The organism is Synechococcus sp. PROS-U-1 (assembly GCF_014279755.1).
GTDB lineage: Bacteria > Cyanobacteriota > Cyanobacteriia > PCC-6307 > Cyanobiaceae > Parasynechococcus.
Genome location: NZ_CP047951.1, coordinates 1,412,460 through 1,429,500, shown reverse-complemented (window position 1 = coordinate 1,429,500; position 17,041 = coordinate 1,412,460). Strand labels below are relative to the sequence as shown.

Sequence of the window (17,041 nt, the reverse complement as noted above, 5' to 3'; positions counted from 1 at the left end):
CAGAGCTGACGCGAGTGCTTGGACCTTTTGATACACGTCCATCCTTCGAACACTGTTGTTGTTTATGTAAAGCGGCATTGCGAGATCCACAGTCTGTTCGACCCATTGTTTAGACCTTCTTCAAACAGGCTGTGGTGTTGTGAAAGGAGAATCATTTTGCATTGAGTTTGCTTCGTCACTGGCACTCATGCTGCTTGAGCTCAATGCAGAATTGCTTGATCTTGCTGAAGAAGAGTCCAATGTCGCTGCTGAGTGCTCAATTGTTGAGCTTGAGAGTGCTGTTTGATGTTGGGCCGCATTCGTGCCGTTTTTACTGAGTTCCAAACACAAGGTTTGGAACAGCTCTATGACGTGATCAATGCGGCGCGTGATCTTGCACCTGATTCAGACTTTCAAGCCTGTTACGACATGGTGATGGCCTCAGGCGGGCCGGAAGTTGAGGCCTGGATCAACTTCACGGTGGCGACTGCCACCCAGTTCGACCTCGATGATCAACCGGATCCCGAACAGTTTCTTTTTGTTCTTGAAGAATGTTGTGATGCTCGACGCGAGCAGCAGGTGTCTCAGCCCTCGGAGTAGCGGAGTGCTTTGAGACCCATCACCAGATGGGTTCGAAAGCTTCCAAGCGCCATGACTTGCTTGGGCGTCCTCGTATCGCTAACGCCATCACCCTGCCCTTCAATCCAACGCAGCAATTCCTGAGTTTGATCAGCCCATGCGCTGAGTGCTGCTCGCAGCAGTTCGTCATCGCTGAGTTGTCCCTCAGGAATAGCGGATGGGTCCATCGCTGCTCTCAGCATTGCGCTGAGTTGCTGATGGCTCAACGCGTCTGGAACAAAGGGATCAGAGTCGATACTTAAGAAAACCTTTAGGCATGCCTTGACGGTAGTTCAGCGGCGTCAATGGCGATACCCGTTGTTTGACCCATCTCTTTGGTAATGGAGATCATCATCCGGGTCAACGCTGAGCCCAAGTGTTGTCAGAGCGATGCGACGGGCCATCAAAAGGGCGGGGTAGGCGCGTGCTGATCGCTGGTCGTCGCAGAACAGCCTTGCCAGAAGTTTCAGCAATGGATCGCTGGGCTTCATCCGACGACTGAGTTCCGCAATGGCTTCACTTCCATGCCATCGCTGCTCACCTTCGATCAGAACGGCACCGTTGCGGAGCGGTAACCCGAGGGCGTTGAGCTCTTGTCGTGTGGCGTGATCTGCTCGTCCGTCAACAATCCGAAGGTCGGGAACACCCGCTTTGAGTTCACTGCGTAAGGCGAACTCCCGACAGAATGGGCATCCGCCGTCGTAAATGAGGGTTAACAGCATTGCTGAATTCTGTCGCGAAGGGCCTTGGCCTGGCGTTGGTTCTGGTCTGCTGCTTGTTCGTAGGTCCCCAGCCTTCCTGGGCTGACTGGATCTGCGATGGCGATCGGCTCAGCGTCGAAATCACGCGTGGAGCTGTCGATGTCACCGGTCTGATGGAGGACATTCCCAATTCTGCAGAGGGCACCCTGCCTGGTGACGGAGTTCTGGTGCGATGGCGCGACATGACGTTGCAGCTTCCGCGCACCAACAACGCTGGATCACCCAGTTACACCGATGGCCGTTGGTGGTGGCGCGTTGTTGATGCTTCCTCGCCGGAATTCTTTGAACGGCGCGGCTCGGTGATTCGTTATGAATGTGAACTGATCTGAGCACTGAACCAGGGTCATGATCGTCGCCGCTTGCGGCGATTGGCCTTGCGTGTTCCGCCGTAGCGATAACCAGACTCGCTTCGAATGTCTGGCCAACATGATTCGCACACCAGGATCCAGCTCGTCCGTAGGGCGGTGCTCACTCGGTAATGCACCTTTCCTGGCTGTCTGCAGAGATCACAACAAAAGTGTTGGTTTTTCCACAATTCAGCTGGGGGTTTTCGGCTCAGATCGTCGTTTTGTTGCTTTTGCTGAGCATTCGTCTCGTAGGTCACAGCACCAATCGCTTGCTTGTGATTCGGTTATTGCTCAGAAGTTTCGATCTTGACTGCTGCGCAAATCAGTTGCCAGGACTGCATTTTTGACAACCGTGGAGAGCATTCTGTCGTTGTTTGCAGGCTCTTGCGAGCTGTTTTCCACGCCGATGCTTGAAACCGCTGTTCTGGCCAAGCTTGCTTCTCGAAGCCCTGTGGAAAAGCTGTGTATAACTTTAGGAATGGCTCGGTACTTTGGCGTTGATCGAGGCTTTCAGGGCAGCAGTTTCATGGATGCTGAGGTGGGATTCCACGGCCTCTGGGTTCTTGTTCAGATAGTCGACCCACGCGTCGTAGCACTGCTCCTGTCTTTGATCGATCACGGAATCAGCATCCGCAAGAAACGTGGCAATGGTGTCTTTGTCTTGTTCTTCCGTTGCCATGAAGAGAACCTCCTCGATTTTTGCCAGTCGCGCTTCGATGCGGCTCAGGCGGTTGTCGATGAAGTCGTCCCGTTGCGTCATCTGCCTGCCCCGGGGCAATGAATGGATCTTGAATTGTTGCTGAGAGCAGAACGGGTTGACGCATTAGTACATGCGCACTAAAACAGGTGTACTGCTCCGTTGCTCATGTCTGCGAGTTCTCCTTACGCCCCATTCCGTGCTGACGAGTGGATGCGTCATTCCTTGATCCATCCTCGTAAGGCCTTCCCAGCGACGCCCTCAGGGGTGTCGAAGCCTCTTGCCCGAGCTTCGGTCGCCGCTCGACGCTCCGATGCCGTCCAAGGTGAGCTGTTTCTTTTTCCAGTCGTGATGTGTTGATCGATCGGTTCTGCGACAAACGTTTGCAGGAGTCGCTCTTTGCTCTCTGTTCTGCCAGTGTGTTCATTGGTGTTTGTTGCCTGACCATGCTGTTGTTCGCCTCTCAGACAGCTCAAGGCGGTCCTTCTGTCATCCTCCCGGCGCTGTTGATCACAGGGCTTCTTGTTGCAGCATCTCAAGCCTTCGTTCCCAAGGGCGACGATCAGAACTGATATTTGCGGCTTGACTCATCGGAGGGCTGAGAGAACATCAGCCCCAAAAGAATTGGCATCAAATCCTGGCTTGTTCGGCGTCTGTCCCAAGCGCACGATGACTGCGCGCTTCGATGGAGCCACCAACAGCAGTTGTCCCTGGTACCCCTCCGCAGAAAAGCTTTCGTTGGGTAGATCTGGTCGAGATTTGCGGCGGTTCAGCCACCAATGCGCTCCGTATGCCTTTTTTGACCCTCGCGTTGCGGTTCGGGCGTGCTTCACCCAGTCCACTGGTAAAAGCTGTTCTCCATTCCAGCTCCCGTTATCCAGGTAAAGCTGACCAAATCGAGCCCAATCTCGTCCGCTTGCCCAGACCAGCGATGAACCGACCCATGTTCCACTGCTGTCGCTTTCGACAACCGCCGTCGTCATACCAAGCGGATTGAACAGCTGTTGTGCGGGAAAGTTCCAATAGAGCCGATCGTTGTCGATCGCGTGCCTGAGGATCCGGCTGAGGATGTTGGTGGTGCCGGATGAATAGTTCCATTTTTTGCCAGGCTTCCTCGCCAATGGTTGGCTTGCGGCGAACCGAGCCATGTCCGCTTCCTGGGTCAGCATTCGCACTAGATCCGAGTTCAGCCTTCCCGTCGCTTCCTCGAAGGCGAGCCCGCTGTTCATTCTCAAGAGCTGTTCAAGGGTGATTTCCTGCCGCGGGTCCTTCGGGGCACTCCATTCGGGCACGTTCGGTGTGCGTCGTAGATCCAGGACTCCCTCCCGAATGGCTAGTCCCATCAGTGCATGGGTGATGCTTTTGCTCATCGACCATCCGATGAGGGGCATGTTGGGTCGGATGCCACTGGCGTAGCGCTCAGCGATCACCCAGCCGTCCTGGACCACGACCACAGCTCGGGTTCGTTTTGGCGTTAGTGGATCGTCTTCACGAAACGCGCGATGGAGAACTTTGTTCAGCGCTTTTCTATCGATCTCCGGAGGCTGTGCGCTGGCCGTGTTGATGAGCGGCCACGGCACAGCACTTGGCATGGGATCCCGGGAGGCAGGGACCGCTTCACTCGGTAGTACTGGCATGGGTCGCCCGTCGATCCGCTGGCTGCAACCCCGTGCACCGTTCTGAACGGCCTCAGCGCGGATCAATCCGAACAGGGCACTGGCTTCTACGCGCCCGCTGATTGGATCGATCTTGCTTTGGATCCATCCCTTGGCGGCAGCCAGGTCTTCGCGGAGCATCTGATCCGGATCCATCCCAGCCATCAGGACGCCGCTGCAGAGCTGTTTCGCGGTGAAGTGCGTGCCAGCTTTTGCAAAGTTGATCAGGTTCCGCAGCGGTGCTTCAAGACCTGCTGCTGTGCTGAAGACCACTGCTGCTGCAGGAATCAGGACATAACGCCAGCGGTTCTTTGTCACCCTGAATGGCCATCAAAAAAGCGGGGGAGATTCCCCCGCTTCAATCATCGGCGGAGGGTTGGCATCAATACACGTCGTAGCCAACGCCGCGGTAACGCAGTTCACGACCACCGGTTGGGTGCTGCTGTGCGTCGTTCGTTTCATAGGCCACACCGCGATAGCGCAGAACCTTGGCTTTGACGGCCACTGGGGTGTGCACTTGATCGGTGTGCTCCTGATGGCGGAAGGCCCTTGCCATCTGTGTTCTGGCCGTCTCAATGGCCTGGTTGCGCACAGTCCGTGCCTTGATCAGCTGAAGTGTGTTCATCTTTCTCTTGCGCGGTGTCCACACCCCCGTTGCCTGGTGTGAATCTGACTGCGGCCTGTCGAAGAGGCTCAACGTGAATTCACCATAGGCCTGTTGTGTAACAACGGCTACTGTTTTCACCAATTTTTCATGACCCGGTTGTCAACATGGGTCTGCATTGGGTCGGGGCTTGTCCGGAGCGATTCCTCTCGTTTGCATTTGCGGTCCGTCGGCGGCCGGCAAGACAACCTTTGCTGCACATCTTGCAGAGAAGTTGCGTGCCAGAGGGCATCATCCACTTCTCATCGCATGCGATGACTACTACCGCAGTGGGTGGTCTCCCCACGCTCGCTATGGGTTCGACACAGTGGATGCCATCGAAGCTGATCTGCTTCGGCTTCAGCTCAGTGCCGTTCGCTACCGCCAGCTGGACTCCCTGCGCAGTTACGACATGCGCACCCGCAAGGTGGGCTCCAGATTGTTGAATCAGTCCTATGACGTGGTTCTTGTTGAAGGCTCCTACGGCCCCCAACTGTTTTTAGGGGCTGTGCCGATGTCGCTTGTTGTTTATATCGATACCCCCGTTGTGCGGAGGCTTGTCAGGCGCCTCTGGCGTGATGTGCGGGAACGCCAGCGCCCGGCGCTCTATGTGATTCGCCAGATGTTGTCGCAGATGCTTCCCGCTGAGCGGCGCTTCATTCTTCCTTTGAAGCACCGTGCTGATGTGGTCGTTCGGGGTGTTGAGTCTGGTTTAGGTGATGTTCTGGAGAATATTGTATTGCCGTAGCTGGCTAATTTGTATCTTTGAAATTACACCTCTATGCTCATTTTTAATTACTGCCTTGATCGAATATCAAGATCCTCGATGCTTTAGCTTAGTGTGGCTCAATCGGCTCAAGCCTTGCTTGAACACAGTTGAATCCTGATAATTGAGTGATTTTGTTGTAGCTGTTTGCCTTGATGTTGCTGTGCTGAATTCAGTTTGCCTTGCTGTCGATTCTGCAAGGCTTGTGAAGCTTACCTCTCGTTCGTCGAGTTGTTTGTTTCTTCCCTAGGGCCTGAAATTCGCAGCTCTCAAGCGCAATTTCCCAAAAAGAAACCCCCGCCGAAGGCAGGGGCTTCAAAACGAACGCGGGAGTGTGTCCTTGTTTCCACCCCGTGAGACGTTTTTCCTCACCTTTTCAATATGCCGATTGAACATGAAGGGGAGGGGGGCTTGTGGACAGCCTGCGGGTTGGCTCTGGATGCAAGCCGTCAGCCTGGCAGTGCCCCACCCACCTCAAAGCGCAGATCAGGGGGCAGCTTGAAGGTCTCCCGGCGAGGCCCCTTCCTCTCGGATGTCACGGTGACCCGTGTATGGAACTGATGGTCTTCCTGGTCCGTGGACGAGGCGTCTTCCAGTCTGTTCAGGCTCGCATTGACTCTGGAACCGTTTCCTGTGTGAGCAGGAAACTTCGTGCCCAACCCCTTGCTGAGGGATGGATCTGATCGTCGTTCCGTTTTTCAGGGCAAGCTTCCGAATTGTGGTGCCGAGATTTTGGGTTTGCACGGATGGCCCGATTTCTTGCGGTTCTGCCTTTGGCAGCTGCCGGCTCTCTGTTGCTGGAGCCGGAGCGTTGGATCTCAGTTGGCCCCGGAGCTCTGCCGATGAAGAGCTTGGGTTCGTTTAATTGCCTCTTTTGCACGCCCTAAAACCGTCCCATCAGCTGCCAGTGCTGCCTACCTTCAGCCCTCTCCCATCCCTGCATGTGACCAGGGCAGTGCTGGTGAAAATTGAGAGGTGGCCACTTGATTCGGGTGTCGACCCCAAATGAAAAAGGAGCGAGCCCCTCAGCCCACCCCCTCCGTGACGCATCGAAAGCACTCCTGCTTTCGTCGATGACTGTCGAGCATCGCGTTCTGTCCGCAGGTATCGACCCACACGTTTTTAAGTATTACTGCCTAGTTTTTGGTGGTCGTCTCTGGTTCATGGTCCGAGCGGCGCGAGCACCAATCAAACCGCTTTAGGGGAGTTGAACGAGCGAGGGTTCCTTCGCCCGCGTCTCCCTTGTTTTTTCCGGCTTGCCCTTTCAGCGAGCGGCCGGACGCTCAGCAGTTTGTCTCCAGAGCGTTGGCGTGGGACATCCTCTTCTCTTCGTACGAGAGAAAATCGGCCCACATTCCGACCAGGAAAGTCAGAGTCATCAAAGCCCTGACCTGCTCTTTCGAGCCAGGAGCGGTGTATTTGAAATCCATGAACATGCGATCTGCCGTCTGTTGCTGCTCCTTGCATCGCGCGTCAATCGTCATCATCAATTCTTGGGCTTTTTAAGAACAGGAATGTGGGTCGGTTCATCCCGCACATCAACCGTTGCTGCGCGAGGGATGGCGGTGATGCGCTGATGGGGGATGGGTTGTCAGGCTCCGTGGAGAACCTTGACCAAGTTCATCCTAGAAGCTTTGTAAAGGAATGTGAATTGGTTGTTGTGCTGCCTCGCCTGCGGTTCCGCGGCCTAGCTTTCTGCAGATGCCTGCTTGTGGATGGCCGTCATCGTGTGGCTCAGCTCACCGACATCTCGCAAGCCTTCGGCGCTGAACCAGGGTGCGTTTTCCCAGTTAAAACCTTCTCCGAAGGTGTTGTCTGGCGCCGTGACGTACCAATGGCAATCAACGTCCGGGGTCTCAACAGAACACTGCGACCAATCCGGCTGCCATTGCGGCACCTGCACCCACATCACCGCCGCGAACACGAGGGAAAACAAGGCTTGCAGCATGAGGCTTCTGAGACAGGGATGAGACCCTAGGCGACTTTGCTCAACAGCCTGGATCCATTCGCCTGGTCCGTCGTCGCCAGGTCGGACATGCGGTGACATGGCTTGGGGTTGAGATTGAAAGTCCTCGGTGTGTGGAGCCCTGGAGTTCAGCCACGTCAGGGTTTTGTGTTCCGTTTGGCGTGCTTGGTTTGCCTGGTCTGTCCGAGTCGGCAAGAGCTTGCAAGGGGGGCAGGCTTGTTTGCCAGTGCTTGCGGTCAGGAGATTGAGGGTCGATTGGCCTCTTTTTGCTTCTTGTGATCAAGATCACAGCGATGCTTGATGGCGGTCAGCGTCTCAATGCCGCACAAGGCAGAGGGTGGTGTTGGAGAAAACACCCATCCCCATGAACCGCAACATCAACCGCCAGACCCTCTGCATGCTCCTCGACGCTTTTGGGCAGGACCGGGACCTTGATTACGGCGCACGGATTCGGCTGCGTCAGGCCATTTATATCCACGGCATTGTTGATGCCGTGCTGGATGATCAGGTGAGCCGACTGCCGGAATCAAGCCGGTCTTGGGTCCGCGGTCGCCGCCTGGACGGTTGAGGTGGGCTGAGTCTGCAGCCGCAGTGCCAGCGTGTGGCGAGAGTGTTCAACTGTCCGGAACAATGTGGGTGACCAGGTCTGCGCAGACCCAGCGGATCACCCCTGAATCCACATCGGCCACTTGGAACAACGTCGGAATCTTGGGATCCCTGGCCCCGCCATCGACGTGAATCACATCGGCCATCCACCAGTCATCGGAGTCAGTGCTGCCGCAGATCACGGTCATTCCTTTCTTGACGGACAGGAAGATGGGGTCCTGACCGTTGGTGCCCTGGTGAATCGGGGCCGTGGGACGCGTCGCTGCCATCTCTTGATGGTTCAAGTGTACTACTTATGCTAATGCCTCTCCGGGCGGCAGCATCTGCTTTGGGCTGGCGTTTGGTTCACCTTTGCCGCTGTTTTTTGCACGGATCGTCTGATCCAGCTATCAAGCCTTCAGGACCTTCAGAGTCATGGCCTCTTACAACATCAGCATCGAGGGTGGCACCAGCTTTTCGTGCCCTGATGACGTCTATATCCTCGACGCAGCTGAAGAAGCTGGTGTCGATCTGCCCTATTCATGCCGGGCAGGGGCATGTTCAACTTGTGCCGGTCGCCTGGTGAGTGGCTCGGTTGATCAGACCGATCAGAGCTTTCTCGATGATGAACAGATCGGCCAAGGATTTGCCTTGCTTTGCGTGAGCTATCCCACCGCTGATTGTGTGATCAAGGCCAACGCCGAAGAGCATCTGTCTTGATCACGGCTTGCGGGTGATCACCGGACGGCGCCGTTTGGGATAGAGCTCACGGCACATCGAGCAGACGGTTCCGTCGCAGCCCCGCGCCGTGCAGAACTCACGGCCCCAGAAGATGATTTGAAGGTGCAGGCGATTCCAGTGCTGCTTTGGGAAGAGGCGCTTGAGATCCTGTTCCGTGCGCGCAACGTTGCTTCCGTCGCTCAAGCCCCATCGCTGCGCCAGCCGGTGAATGTGGGTGTCGACTGGAAAAGCGGGAACGCCAAAGGCTTGAGCCATCACCACGCTGGCTGTTTTGTGTCCAACGCCAGGTAGCGCCTCAAGCTCCTCAAAACTCTGGGGGACATCGCCCTCATAGGCCGTCACCAGAATCTGCGCGAGGCGTCGCACATTTTTGGCCTTGGTCTTGGCCAGCCCGAGCTGACGGATAAAACCGAGGATCGTTTCTTCCTCGAGCTCAGCCATGGCTGCTGGGGTTGGGCCAGCGGCAAACAGCGCCGGTGTGACCTCATTCACTTTCTTGTCGGTGCATTGTGCACTCAGCAGCACAGCAATCAGCAGCGTGAATGGATCGCTGTGATCCAGAGGAATCGGTGTTTCTGGGTACTGCTCGTTGAGGCGTCGCAAGATCACCTCAACTCGCTCCGGCCTGCGCAAGGGTTCTTAGTAGGTGCTGCGATCCTGGCGCTTCGGCGATTGCATCGCTTCATTGCATCGTTTTACGGACCCTCCACCAGCTGCTCTAGGACCCATCAATGCGATTCTTGAGCAAGTCAAGTCAGTCTTCGTTGCAGCGGTTCGTCTTGAAGCGTTCGGCGGTGGTCTTGCTGTTAACGGCAAGCGTTCTGCTTGCGTCCTGCCGCAGCCGGGACCAGGAGAGCGCCACGGATTCACGGCCCCAGGTGCTCACCACCTTCACGGTGCTGGCCGATCTGGCCCGGAATGTGGCGGGTGATCGTTTGCAGGTGGCGTCGATCGTCAAGCCCGGTGCCGAGATCCATGGTTACCAACCCACCCCCAGTGATGTCGAGCGCGCCAGCAAGGCGGATCTGATTATTGAGAACGGGTTGGGGTTGGAGTTGTGGGCCCGGCGATTCACCGCTGCAGCGGGAGATGTGCCAACTATCACCCTTTCGGAGGGGATGGACCCTCTGCTGATCACGGAGGACGCCTATTCCGGCAAACCCAATCCCCATGCCTGGATGTCTCCCCAGCGCGCCATGCTTTACGTGGATCATCTTGAGCGGGCTTTTACGCAACTTGATCCAGCTGGTGCCGCGGTCTATGCCGCCAATGCGTCGGCTTACAAAGCCAAGCTCCAGACCCTCGATGACGAGCTGCGCACGGCGATTACTGCGCTTCCTGCCCAGCAACGGCTGTTGGTGAGTTGCGAGGGGGCCTTCACCTATCTGGCAACCGATTACGGGCTCGAGGAGGCCTATCTCTGGCCGGTGAATGCCGAAAGTGAGATCACACCAAAACGCATGGCTCGCTTGATCGACACCGTGCGCGAGCGACAGGTCCCGAGCATCTTTTGTGAAAGTACGGTGAGCGACAAAGCCCAACGGGAAGTGGCTGCAGCAGCAGGTGCCCGCTTCGGTGGCACTTTTTATGTGGATTCACTCTCGTCTCCGGACGGGCCCGCGCCCACCCTCTTGGATCTGCAACGGCACAATGTGGATCTCATCCTCAAGGGCCTGACCCCGTCCGAGAGCAATCGCTGATGCGTATCGAGGCCGACCAACTGTGTGTTGACTACAACGGCACTGTTGCCCTGTACGACGCCAGCCTGCATCTCCCCGCGGGTTGCATCTGTGGTCTGGTGGGCATGAATGGTGCGGGCAAGTCGACGTTCTTCAAGGCTCTGACTGGGTTTGTTCGCCCTTCACGCGGCCGGATTCGGATCAACGGCAGCAGTGTCGCTGACGCTCAGCGCCATCAAGCGGTGGCCTACGTTCCCCAGAGTGAGGGCGTGGACGCCCAGTTCCCCGTCTCGGTTTGGGACGTGGTGATGATGGGCCGTTACGGCTCGATGAATCTGCTGCGGATTCCCCGCAACTCGGATCGCGTGGCGGTGCGTGATGCTCTGACTCGGGTCGATCTACTCGATCTGGCTGAGCGTCCGCTCGGCACCCTGTCGGGTGGACAGCGCAAGCGCACGTTCCTGGCACGGGCGATCGCCCAGCGCGCAGATGTGCTGCTGCTGGACGAGCCGTTCAATGGGGTGGATGTGCGAACCGAGCAGCTGATGGCACAGCTGTTCCTCCAGTTCCGGGATGAAGGCCGCACGATTTTGATCTCCACCCATGACCTGGGCCACGTTCGTGATTTTTGCGACCTGGTCGTTCTGATCAACAAGACCGTGCTCGCCTACGGAGAAACCTCGGAAGTGTTCACGCCTGAGAACCTCGCCTTGACCTTCGGGGGTGTGCCGCCGGATCTGCTTACGGGAAACAGCTCCCCCGAAGAGACGTTCTGATTGAAAACGTCTCGGTTTAGTCGGTGTTGTCCAAGGTTTCGCTGGGCTGCACCGGCAACTTCAAACCGGTGGATTGCTGCAACTGTTTGAGCAGTGTTGCGATCGTGAGAGTTGTGCCTCCTTCCTTCTCTCCGATCAAGCTGACCTCTTCCACCTCAACCGGTTGCACCGTATCGCTGAGCATCGTCAGTAATGGCTCCAGTTTCTGGAGCAGGAACAGACGTTTGGCGTCATCCCCGGAGCGTTTCAGCGATTCCACAAGATCCCGCAGACCTTCCGCCTGGGATCGACCCTGTTCAATGATCGTGGCGGCCTCGCCCTTGGCTTCGGCCATCATCGTCTGACACTCCGATTCAGCTGGTGCAACAACATCGGCCTGAAGCTGTTCGGTCACCTGCTTGATCCGCGCCTTCTGAACAGGCAGTTCTGCTTCGGCTCGGGCCAGTTCGGCTCCCACGCTCGCCTCCACTTCGGCAACCAATGCTGCCCGCCGTGTCAATGCATCGGTTGTTCGTTTTTCTGCGTTGGCGGTGGCGATGGCCAGGTCCTTGTCAAGGCGCCGCAGGTCCGTGATGCGCTTGTTTTCAGCCTGCTTGACAGCCGACTGGGAGGTGGCTTCTGCCTCGGCGATACGTGAATCCCGTTTCAACTCCACCAGTTGCTTGCGCCCGATGGAATCGAGGTAGCGCACGTCGTCGGAGATGTTTTGAATCTGCAGGGTGTCCAGAACCAAACCAAGACGCTGCAGATCGTCCTCGGCTTCCTCCAGAAGTGTGCGGGCGAAGGTGATTTTGTCTTCATTCAATTGTTCTGGGGTCAGGCTCGACATCACGCCCCGCAGATTTCCCTCCAGGGTTTCCTTGGCGATGTGTCGAATCTCCTCCTGGCTTTTGCCGATCAGGCGTTCGACTGCATTGTGAATGCCCGGCTCATCTCCGGAGATCTTGATGTTCGCCACACCGGTGACGTTCAATGGAATGCCTCCTTTGGAGTAGGCGTTCTCCACCTGTAAATCGATGATCATGTTGCTCAGATCCAGCCGCATGACTTCCTCAAGAACGGGGATCCGCAGTGAGCTGCCACCTCGAACCGTTCGGTATCCCACGGTCTGCCCGCTGCCAGTGCGTCGCCGAAGTCCAGCGAAGATCAAGACCTCGCTGGGCTGACAGATGTAATACAGCTGGCGCAGCAAGATGATGAAAGCCCAAAGACCGGCAGCACCGGTGAGGCCAATAGCGACGAACATCAGAGATCTCCTGAATTGCGGGTGGTGGTGCTGCTCAAGGTGGCCAGCAGATCGATACCAAGGATCTGGTGCACTTGCTCGAAGAATTGACGCACCACCCGGTGGTTGAGCTCCACAAGGCTGGCCAGGCTGGAGGCGTCGTTTCCGTCCAGTGTGGTGATGCGCTTCAGCTGAATTCGGCTGGGAAGTTGCGTGGCCTTGTCCAGCACCATTTCAATCTGCTGAAGCAGAAACACCAGTTCCGCGGTGCTGCCGGCTTCATCCCACACCGTGGTGAGCAGATCATTCACCAGCGCACTGGCTTTTACATCCTCTGCCGTTGCGGCGGCCCGGCCCCGTGCCCGCAATTCCCTTGCTTGCTGCGTGGCCTGAGCCGGTAGAACCTCTTCCGCCTGCAGTCGCAGCCGTTCCATTTGTGCCCGCACCTGTTGCAATTTCTGCTGGGCGTGAGCACGCGCCTCGAGTTCAGCGGCCGCTGTTCGTTCTTCTTCGGATCGCGCTTTTTTTTCCATCTCCGCAACCTGGGTGCGGACAGCGTTGTCTTTTTGCAGCACGACGGTTTGGGCTTCGGTGCGGACCACCTCCGCGACCTCTTCCATTTCGGCTTCCACGCGTTCGGCCTGACCGATCGCTTCAGCTTCGGCAATTTCCGCGTCTCGCACGATCTGGGCCACCCGTCGACGGCTGATTGAGTTCAGGTAGTCGACGTCGTCCGACACGCTCTGAATCTTGAGGGTGTCGAGCTGGAGGCCCAGTCGCCGCATGTCCGAACCGACATCATCCGCAATCTGTTCGGCGAACCGCAGTCGGTCTTCATTCACCTGCTCAGGTGTCAATTGAGCCAGCACGCTGCGCAGATTGCCTTCCAGGTTTTCCTTGGCCACCTGCACGATTTCGTCTTGGTGATGGCCGAGGAACCGTTCAATGGCGTTGTTACGGATCTCCGGATCCGTGCTCACCTTCACATTGGCAATCGCCTGAATGTTGAGGGGCGTACCGCCATGGGAGTAAGCATTGCTCACCTCCACAACGACCGGCAGCAGCGTCACATCCATGCGCCGTGCCGTCTCCAGGATCGGTTTCACGAAGGTCCAGCCGCCATTGGCCACCACGCGATAGCCCTTCTTTCCCGGGCCCTGGTTCGAGCCACCGGTGACCACGAGCATTTCGTTGGGCCGACAGATGCGGATCATCCAGCGGCTGATCAGGTTCAACGCCACAAGGGTCACCAGTACAACGCCGGCTCCCCCGATGATCAATTCACTTTGATTGCGGTTGCTGAACTGAACCGTTGGCGGTCCGGTCTGGGCCTGGAACAGTTGTTTCTGCATCCGCGATGTTGAAATCCACCCCTGGCATAGCGAGCGTGGTCCAAATCGACCATCACAACGCTGGGGGTTGGAGGGTCTCAACACGCAATGTGTGGTCGTCGCTGGCGACCACAACCACTTTGGTATTGGCGGCCAGAGCTCCCTCGCAACTCAGCGCAGGGCGCCGCAAAAGAGTTCCTCGCACCGACAACTCCACGAAACCGCGATTCTCGGCATCCATCGCCAGAGTCACCACTCCCTCCAAGCCGATCAGGTCATCGCTGCGCACCAGGCTGTTGGCTTCCCGCTGGCCAATCACGCGCAGCAGACGCGCCGCCGCCAGACCCATGCCGCAGCCCAGGCTCAGGGCGATCAGGCTGGTGGGCCAGTTGGCGCTGTCGCGCACCAGAAGTTGGATCAGGAGACCGCACAAGCCAAAGCCGGTTAATCCAAAGGACCAGAACGGTGTGCTGAACAGCAGGCTGAGTTGCCCCCCCTCACCATCGACCCCGCCGTCATCGTTCAGGGAGAGGCTGATTAGCAGCACTCCGGCAATGAGACAGAACAGATAGGCGTTGAGCATGGCGCGTGCTGTCAGAGGGGAGCGTCGGGCATCAACGCGACGAGAGATTGCTCTAGGTCCTGCATGAACAGCTGCATGGACTCGCGTCGGTTGCTCCGGTACTGGCTCAGTCTGGGTCTGACCGGCAAGGCACGCCCCAGACGAAGTTCCACACGCTGCGGTCCAAGGCTTGGTTTCCCATGCCAAGGCTTGTCTTCGATCCAGCCGATCGCCTCTTCCACCAGCAGCAACATCTCTGCAAACCGGTCAAAGTCAGGGCGGTCGCTGATGTAGTGCCCACTCACGCTGGTGAAATGCTCCACCAGTCGCATGCGCGTGAGTTGGAGATCGGCCTCCCGCGCCTCCCAGTCCGCAAGGCTGCGCTCCAGAGGCGGGAGTTGATCAACCCCTTCCCTGTAGATCCGATCCCAGGCGGCCTGCTCGATACGACGGCAACGCTCCTGCAGATTGCCGACGGCACGCAAAGCGAAATGCGCTTCTGCTTTGGCCAAGCCATGCAGGCGATAGGCCCCAATCCGTTCGCTGAAACTCTGTTCTGGATCTGGCTTCAGCCGTTCAAGCTGCTCCAGGGCTTTGAGCAGATTCATGCCGATCTGGATCAGGCGGTCCTGGCGGGCTGTGTCGTGATCCCCTGTCCAGGCATCGGCGGTGCGAATGCCGAGATGGCGTTCGAGGGCGTTTAAGCGAGCATCGAGAGCTCGCCAGTTGTGTTGCCTCCAGCTGTACTGAATTCCCACAGGCAAGACATTCAGTTGCCTCATGTCGTCTGCTTTCTCCAGATCCTCAGCGGCCCAGAACGCCAGTTGGGCGACCCCCGGTTCCAGAGGCGCCATCTCGCCGGACAGGTTGTTGGTGGCTCCTTCCGGTGCAACCACCAGCGGGAAGCGCCCCTGGGCGAGGGCCGAGCGGGCCTGGGCGAGGGCCGGGCGGTCCAACCGACCGCGATGGATCGCGATGCCGCCGCTTCGTTGCAACAGCCAACCGATCACGGGGCCAGCCCAGATCGGAATGCCGCGGTCGTAGAGAAACCGCAGCTGTATGGGACGTGCCAACGGCAACTTGAGCTGCTGTGCTGCTTCAGGAACACGGTTCCAGAACAGGTCTGCCAGAACAACCGGATCGCGGGTGCTGGGGTGGCGAAAGGCAATCAGCAGATTGCTTTCTCCCGACTGCTGAGCCGCAAAGGCCCGCGCAAGGCCGTTCGCCGCATTGCCGTTGCGGATCTCCAGCCCCTGACCGCGGAAGAGCAGGGGCAGCAGGTGGCTGACCACAGCCTGGACCATCCGGCTGGGGTGGGTTGGCAGCCGGCGCAGGGCGGGACGGGCGTTCTGGGTGGAGGCGCGGGGCATCGAACCGGCTGTAGCGCGCCCATACTGATCCGATGGACCTCTTGCTGGAACCCCTCAGTCACGCCTTCATGGTCAAGGCGTTGATGATCAGTGCCCTCGTCGGGGGCGTGTGCGGGCTTTTGTCCTGCTTCATGACCCTGAAGGGATGGGCGTTGATGGGCGATGCCGTTTCCCATGCCGTCCTCCCTGGTGTGGTGGTCGCTTATGCCCTGGGCCTGCCGTTCTCGCTTGGGGCATTCGTCTTCGGTGTCGGCTCTGTTGCTGCCATCGGCTTTGTCAAGCAGAAGTCGAGGGTGAAGGAAGACACCGTCATCGGCCTTGTGTTTACCGGATTCTTCGCCCTGGGTCTCGTGCTCATCTCGAAGACCCGCAGCAACATCGATCTCACCCACATCCTGTTCGGCAATGTTCTGGGCATCTCGGCGGGAGACGTGCAGCAGACGCTGGTGATATCCGCGCTGGTGCTGGTACTGCTGTTGCTGTTCCGGCGGGATCTCATGCTCTTCTGCTTCGACCCCACCCATGCCCGATCCATTGGGATCAACACCGGACTCCTCCACTACCTGCTGCTGGGGCTTCTTTCCCTCGCCGCTGTCGCCGGTTTGCAGACGGTAGGAATCATTTTGGTGGTGGCCATGCTGGTGACCCCCGGTGCCACGGCTTACTTGCTCACCGATCGCTTTGACCGGATGACGCTGCTGGCGGTGACCAGCAGCATTCTCTCCAGTGTTCTGGGCGTGTTCATCAGCTACTGGACCGACAGTTCCACCGCCGGCTGCATCGTGCTGGTGCAGACCGCACAGTTCATTCTTGCCTTCCTTCTGGCGCCTGGGCAGGGGGTGCTGCGGCGTCTCTGATCAGTGGATCAGCTCTCGTCCTCGTCCCAGTCGACGATGTCGTTGAAGCGCTGAACGCCGGCTTCACGGAAGTGAAACTCCTTGGCCGAAACACCGTGCTTGGACGGTGCCTCCGTGGAACCAGCCTGGTCCCACGGCTCGCGGTAATCCTGATCCTCCTGCATCTTCTGGACCGGCTCAGGAGGCTTCGGAGTCATCCCACTTGGCTTTGCCATCCAGGAGTTCGATCAGCTCCTGCAACCTGCCCATGGTGACGCGCACATCAGCACCGTCGGGCAGAACACCATCAGCCACCACGTTGTAATGGTCGCGGCACTGGTTGCGCAGCTCCTGAAGGCGCTTTTTGGTGATGGTCTTTTTCTGTTCTGCCGTTGCCATGGCGGGTGCGGGTACTGGCACTCATGCCTAGCAGAGGATGGGCCTGCTGGAATTTTCGCGTGGAGTGGTTCTCTTAAACCCCTTCGGCGACACGCAGCAAGACAG

At 57.9% G+C, this 17,041-nt stretch carries 22 protein-coding genes; 8 read left to right on the top strand and 14 right to left on the bottom strand.

Features of this window, described 5'->3' with window-relative positions; genetic code table 11:
- The first annotated feature begins 285 nt into the window (after positions 1–285).
- The gene (locus SynPROSU1_RS07820; protein ID WP_186570023.1) at positions 286–579 is read left to right on the top strand and encodes a hypothetical protein; all 294 of its coding nucleotides are present in this window, start codon (positions 286–288) and stop codon (positions 577–579) included.
- On the opposite strand, the gene SynPROSU1_RS07815 is transcribed toward SynPROSU1_RS07820, so the two are convergent.
- Together SynPROSU1_RS07815 and SynPROSU1_RS07810 are read right to left on the bottom strand one after the other, a co-directional pair.
- On the bottom strand, positions 564–785 hold the full coding sequence (locus SynPROSU1_RS07815; protein WP_255444566.1) for a hypothetical protein: 222 nt from the start codon (positions 783–785) through the stop codon (positions 564–566). The two genes, SynPROSU1_RS07820 and SynPROSU1_RS07815, sit on opposite strands and share 16 nt — an antisense overlap.
- A 114-nt stretch (positions 786–899) precedes the next feature.
- Positions 900–1,319, bottom strand: a complete 420-nt coding sequence (locus tag SynPROSU1_RS07810) for a DCC1-like thiol-disulfide oxidoreductase family protein (protein ID WP_186570022.1) — start codon at positions 1,317–1,319, stop codon at positions 900–902.
- Here SynPROSU1_RS07810 and SynPROSU1_RS07805 point away from each other — a divergent pair.
- Positions 1,319–1,687: a hypothetical protein gene (locus tag SynPROSU1_RS07805; protein WP_186570021.1), complete on the top strand. Its 369-nt coding sequence runs from the start codon at positions 1,319–1,321 to the stop codon at positions 1,685–1,687. The two genes, SynPROSU1_RS07810 and SynPROSU1_RS07805, sit on opposite strands and share 1 nt — an antisense overlap.
- Positions 1,688–2,177: 490 nt before the next feature.
- Here the strand turns inward: SynPROSU1_RS07805 and SynPROSU1_RS07800 are convergent, their stop codons facing one another.
- The 3 genes from SynPROSU1_RS07800 to SynPROSU1_RS07790 all read right to left on the bottom strand — a co-directional run bounded on the left by SynPROSU1_RS07800 (position 2,178) and on the right by SynPROSU1_RS07790 (position 4,682).
- Positions 2,178–2,465, bottom strand: a complete 288-nt coding sequence (locus SynPROSU1_RS07800; protein ID WP_186570020.1) for a hypothetical protein — start codon at positions 2,463–2,465, stop codon at positions 2,178–2,180.
- 524 nt (positions 2,466–2,989) lie between these two features.
- Positions 2,990–4,375 carry a serine hydrolase gene (locus tag SynPROSU1_RS07795; RefSeq protein WP_255444565.1) on the bottom strand — a complete coding sequence of 462 codons (1,386 nt, stop codon included), beginning with the start codon at positions 4,373–4,375 and terminating at the stop codon, positions 2,990–2,992.
- Between the two features lie 64 nt (positions 4,376–4,439).
- Positions 4,440–4,682: a DUF4278 domain-containing protein gene (locus SynPROSU1_RS07790; protein ID WP_186570019.1), complete on the bottom strand. Its 243-nt coding sequence runs from the start codon at positions 4,680–4,682 to the stop codon at positions 4,440–4,442.
- A gap of 169 nt (positions 4,683–4,851) precedes the next feature.
- On the opposite strand from SynPROSU1_RS07790, the gene SynPROSU1_RS07785 reads away from it, so the two are divergent.
- On the top strand, positions 4,852–5,448 hold the full coding sequence (locus SynPROSU1_RS07785; protein ID WP_186570018.1) for a nucleoside kinase: 597 nt from the start codon (positions 4,852–4,854) through the stop codon (positions 5,446–5,448).
- Positions 5,449–7,153: 1,705 nt separating this feature from the next.
- Here the strand turns inward: SynPROSU1_RS07785 and SynPROSU1_RS07780 are convergent.
- Positions 7,154–7,414 carry a hypothetical protein gene (locus tag SynPROSU1_RS07780; RefSeq protein WP_186570017.1) on the bottom strand — a complete coding sequence of 87 codons (261 nt, stop codon included), beginning with the start codon at positions 7,412–7,414 and terminating at the stop codon, positions 7,154–7,156.
- A gap of 382 nt (positions 7,415–7,796) precedes the next feature.
- On the opposite strand from SynPROSU1_RS07780, the gene SynPROSU1_RS07775 reads away from it, so the two are divergent.
- Positions 7,797–8,000, top strand: coding sequence for a hypothetical protein (locus SynPROSU1_RS07775; protein ID WP_222929866.1), 204 nt, complete (start codon positions 7,797–7,799; stop codon positions 7,998–8,000).
- Between the two features lie 46 nt (positions 8,001–8,046).
- Here SynPROSU1_RS07775 and SynPROSU1_RS07770 read toward each other — a convergent pair whose 3' ends face one another.
- Positions 8,047–8,307, bottom strand: a complete 261-nt coding sequence (locus SynPROSU1_RS07770; protein ID WP_186570015.1) for a DUF3104 domain-containing protein — start codon at positions 8,305–8,307, stop codon at positions 8,047–8,049.
- Between the two features lie 145 nt (positions 8,308–8,452).
- On the opposite strand from SynPROSU1_RS07770, the gene SynPROSU1_RS07765 reads away from it, so the two are divergent.
- Positions 8,453–8,737: a 2Fe-2S iron-sulfur cluster-binding protein gene (locus SynPROSU1_RS07765; protein WP_115094102.1), complete on the top strand. Its 285-nt coding sequence runs from the start codon at positions 8,453–8,455 to the stop codon at positions 8,735–8,737.
- Here the strand turns inward: SynPROSU1_RS07765 and nth are convergent, their stop codons facing one another.
- A complete protein-coding gene (nth, locus tag SynPROSU1_RS07760; RefSeq protein ID WP_186570014.1) occupies positions 8,738–9,391 on the bottom strand; it encodes an endonuclease III in 654 nt (217 codons plus the stop codon).
- A 98-nt stretch (positions 9,392–9,489) separates the two neighbouring features.
- Here nth and SynPROSU1_RS07755 point away from each other — a divergent pair, with 98 nt between their 5' ends.
- On the top strand, positions 9,490–10,458 hold the full coding sequence (locus SynPROSU1_RS07755; protein WP_186570013.1) for a metal ABC transporter substrate-binding protein: 969 nt from the start codon (positions 9,490–9,492) through the stop codon (positions 10,456–10,458).
- Positions 10,458–11,213, top strand: coding sequence for a metal ABC transporter ATP-binding protein (locus SynPROSU1_RS07750; RefSeq protein ID WP_186570012.1), 756 nt, complete (start codon positions 10,458–10,460; stop codon positions 11,211–11,213). Before SynPROSU1_RS07755 ends, SynPROSU1_RS07750 begins: the two co-directional genes overlap by 1 nt.
- 16 nt (positions 11,214–11,229) lie before the next feature.
- On the opposite strand, the gene SynPROSU1_RS07745 is transcribed toward SynPROSU1_RS07750, so the two are convergent.
- The 4 genes from SynPROSU1_RS07745 to SynPROSU1_RS07730 are packed head-to-tail and all read right to left on the bottom strand — an operon-like array spanning position 11,230 to position 15,701.
- Positions 11,230–12,459 (bottom strand): flotillin family protein, encoded by a 1,230-nt coding sequence (locus SynPROSU1_RS07745; protein ID WP_186570011.1) that lies wholly within the window; start codon positions 12,457–12,459, stop codon positions 11,230–11,232.
- Complete coding sequence (locus SynPROSU1_RS07740; RefSeq protein ID WP_186570010.1) at positions 12,459–13,790, bottom strand: flotillin family protein; 1,332 nt, start codon at positions 13,788–13,790, stop codon at positions 12,459–12,461. The genes SynPROSU1_RS07745 and SynPROSU1_RS07740 overlap by 1 nt, the downstream gene beginning before the upstream one ends.
- Positions 13,791–13,842: 52 nt before the next feature.
- A complete protein-coding gene (locus SynPROSU1_RS07735) occupies positions 13,843–14,352 on the bottom strand; it encodes an NfeD family protein (protein ID WP_186570009.1) in 510 nt (169 codons plus the stop codon).
- A gap of 11 nt (positions 14,353–14,363) precedes the next feature.
- A complete protein-coding gene (locus SynPROSU1_RS07730; RefSeq protein ID WP_186570008.1) occupies positions 14,364–15,701 on the bottom strand; it encodes a 1-acyl-sn-glycerol-3-phosphate acyltransferase in 1,338 nt (445 codons plus the stop codon).
- Positions 15,702–15,733: 32 nt separating this feature from the next.
- Here SynPROSU1_RS07730 and SynPROSU1_RS07725 point away from each other — a divergent pair, with 32 nt between their 5' ends.
- Positions 15,734–16,558 (top strand): metal ABC transporter permease, encoded by an 825-nt coding sequence (locus tag SynPROSU1_RS07725; protein ID WP_186570007.1) that lies wholly within the window; start codon positions 15,734–15,736, stop codon positions 16,556–16,558.
- Between the two features lie 8 nt (positions 16,559–16,566).
- Here the strand turns inward: SynPROSU1_RS07725 and SynPROSU1_RS07720 are convergent, their stop codons facing one another.
- Together SynPROSU1_RS07720 and SynPROSU1_RS07715 are read right to left on the bottom strand one after the other, a co-directional pair.
- Positions 16,567–16,755, bottom strand: coding sequence for a hypothetical protein (locus SynPROSU1_RS07720; RefSeq protein ID WP_186570006.1), 189 nt, complete (start codon positions 16,753–16,755; stop codon positions 16,567–16,569).
- A complete protein-coding gene (locus SynPROSU1_RS07715; protein WP_011364449.1) occupies positions 16,736–16,936 on the bottom strand; it encodes a hypothetical protein in 201 nt (66 codons plus the stop codon). The genes SynPROSU1_RS07720 and SynPROSU1_RS07715 overlap by 20 nt, the downstream gene beginning before the upstream one ends.
- Positions 16,937–17,041: the final 105 nt, after the last annotated feature.

Excerpts from the sequence above, each read along its gene's own strand:
- SynPROSU1_RS07780 (WP_186570017.1), bottom strand. The coding sequence starts at position 7,414 with ATGCTGCAAGCCTTGTTTTCCCTCGTGTTCGCGGCGGTGATGTGGGTG.
- SynPROSU1_RS07720 (WP_186570006.1), bottom strand. The coding sequence starts at position 16,755 with ATGACTCCGAAGCCTCCTGAGCCGGTCCAGAAGATGCAGGAGGATCAG.
- SynPROSU1_RS07770 (WP_186570015.1), bottom strand. The coding sequence starts at position 8,307 with ATGGCAGCGACGCGTCCCACGGCCCCGATTCACCAGGGCACCAACGGT.
- SynPROSU1_RS07755 (WP_186570013.1), top strand. The coding sequence starts at position 9,490 with ATGCGATTCTTGAGCAAGTCAAGTCAGTCTTCGTTGCAGCGGTTCGTC.
- SynPROSU1_RS07725 (WP_186570007.1), top strand. The coding sequence starts at position 15,734 with ATGGACCTCTTGCTGGAACCCCTCAGTCACGCCTTCATGGTCAAGGCG.
- SynPROSU1_RS07765 (WP_115094102.1), top strand. The coding sequence starts at position 8,453 with ATGGCCTCTTACAACATCAGCATCGAGGGTGGCACCAGCTTTTCGTGC.
- SynPROSU1_RS07745 (WP_186570011.1), bottom strand. The coding sequence starts at position 12,459 with ATGTTCGTCGCTATTGGCCTCACCGGTGCTGCCGGTCTTTGGGCTTTC.
- SynPROSU1_RS07730 (WP_186570008.1), bottom strand. The coding sequence starts at position 15,701 with ATGCCCCGCGCCTCCACCCAGAACGCCCGTCCCGCCCTGCGCCGGCTG.
- SynPROSU1_RS07775 (WP_222929866.1), top strand. The coding sequence starts at position 7,797 with ATGAACCGCAACATCAACCGCCAGACCCTCTGCATGCTCCTCGACGCT.
- SynPROSU1_RS07750 (WP_186570012.1), top strand. The coding sequence starts at position 10,458 with ATGCGTATCGAGGCCGACCAACTGTGTGTTGACTACAACGGCACTGTT.
- SynPROSU1_RS07735 (WP_186570009.1), bottom strand. The coding sequence starts at position 14,352 with ATGCTCAACGCCTATCTGTTCTGTCTCATTGCCGGAGTGCTGCTAATC.
- SynPROSU1_RS07815 (WP_255444566.1), bottom strand. The coding sequence starts at position 785 with ATGGACCCATCCGCTATTCCTGAGGGACAACTCAGCGATGACGAACTG.
- SynPROSU1_RS07740 (WP_186570010.1), bottom strand. The coding sequence starts at position 13,790 with ATGCAGAAACAACTGTTCCAGGCCCAGACCGGACCGCCAACGGTTCAG.
- SynPROSU1_RS07800 (WP_186570020.1), bottom strand. The coding sequence starts at position 2,465 with ATGACGCAACGGGACGACTTCATCGACAACCGCCTGAGCCGCATCGAA.
- SynPROSU1_RS07790 (WP_186570019.1), bottom strand. The coding sequence starts at position 4,682 with ATGAACACACTTCAGCTGATCAAGGCACGGACTGTGCGCAACCAGGCC.
- SynPROSU1_RS07810 (WP_186570022.1), bottom strand. The coding sequence starts at position 1,319 with ATGCTGTTAACCCTCATTTACGACGGCGGATGCCCATTCTGTCGGGAG.
- SynPROSU1_RS07715 (WP_011364449.1), bottom strand. The coding sequence starts at position 16,936 with ATGGCAACGGCAGAACAGAAAAAGACCATCACCAAAAAGCGCCTTCAG.
- SynPROSU1_RS07820 (WP_186570023.1), top strand. The coding sequence starts at position 286 with ATGTTGGGCCGCATTCGTGCCGTTTTTACTGAGTTCCAAACACAAGGT.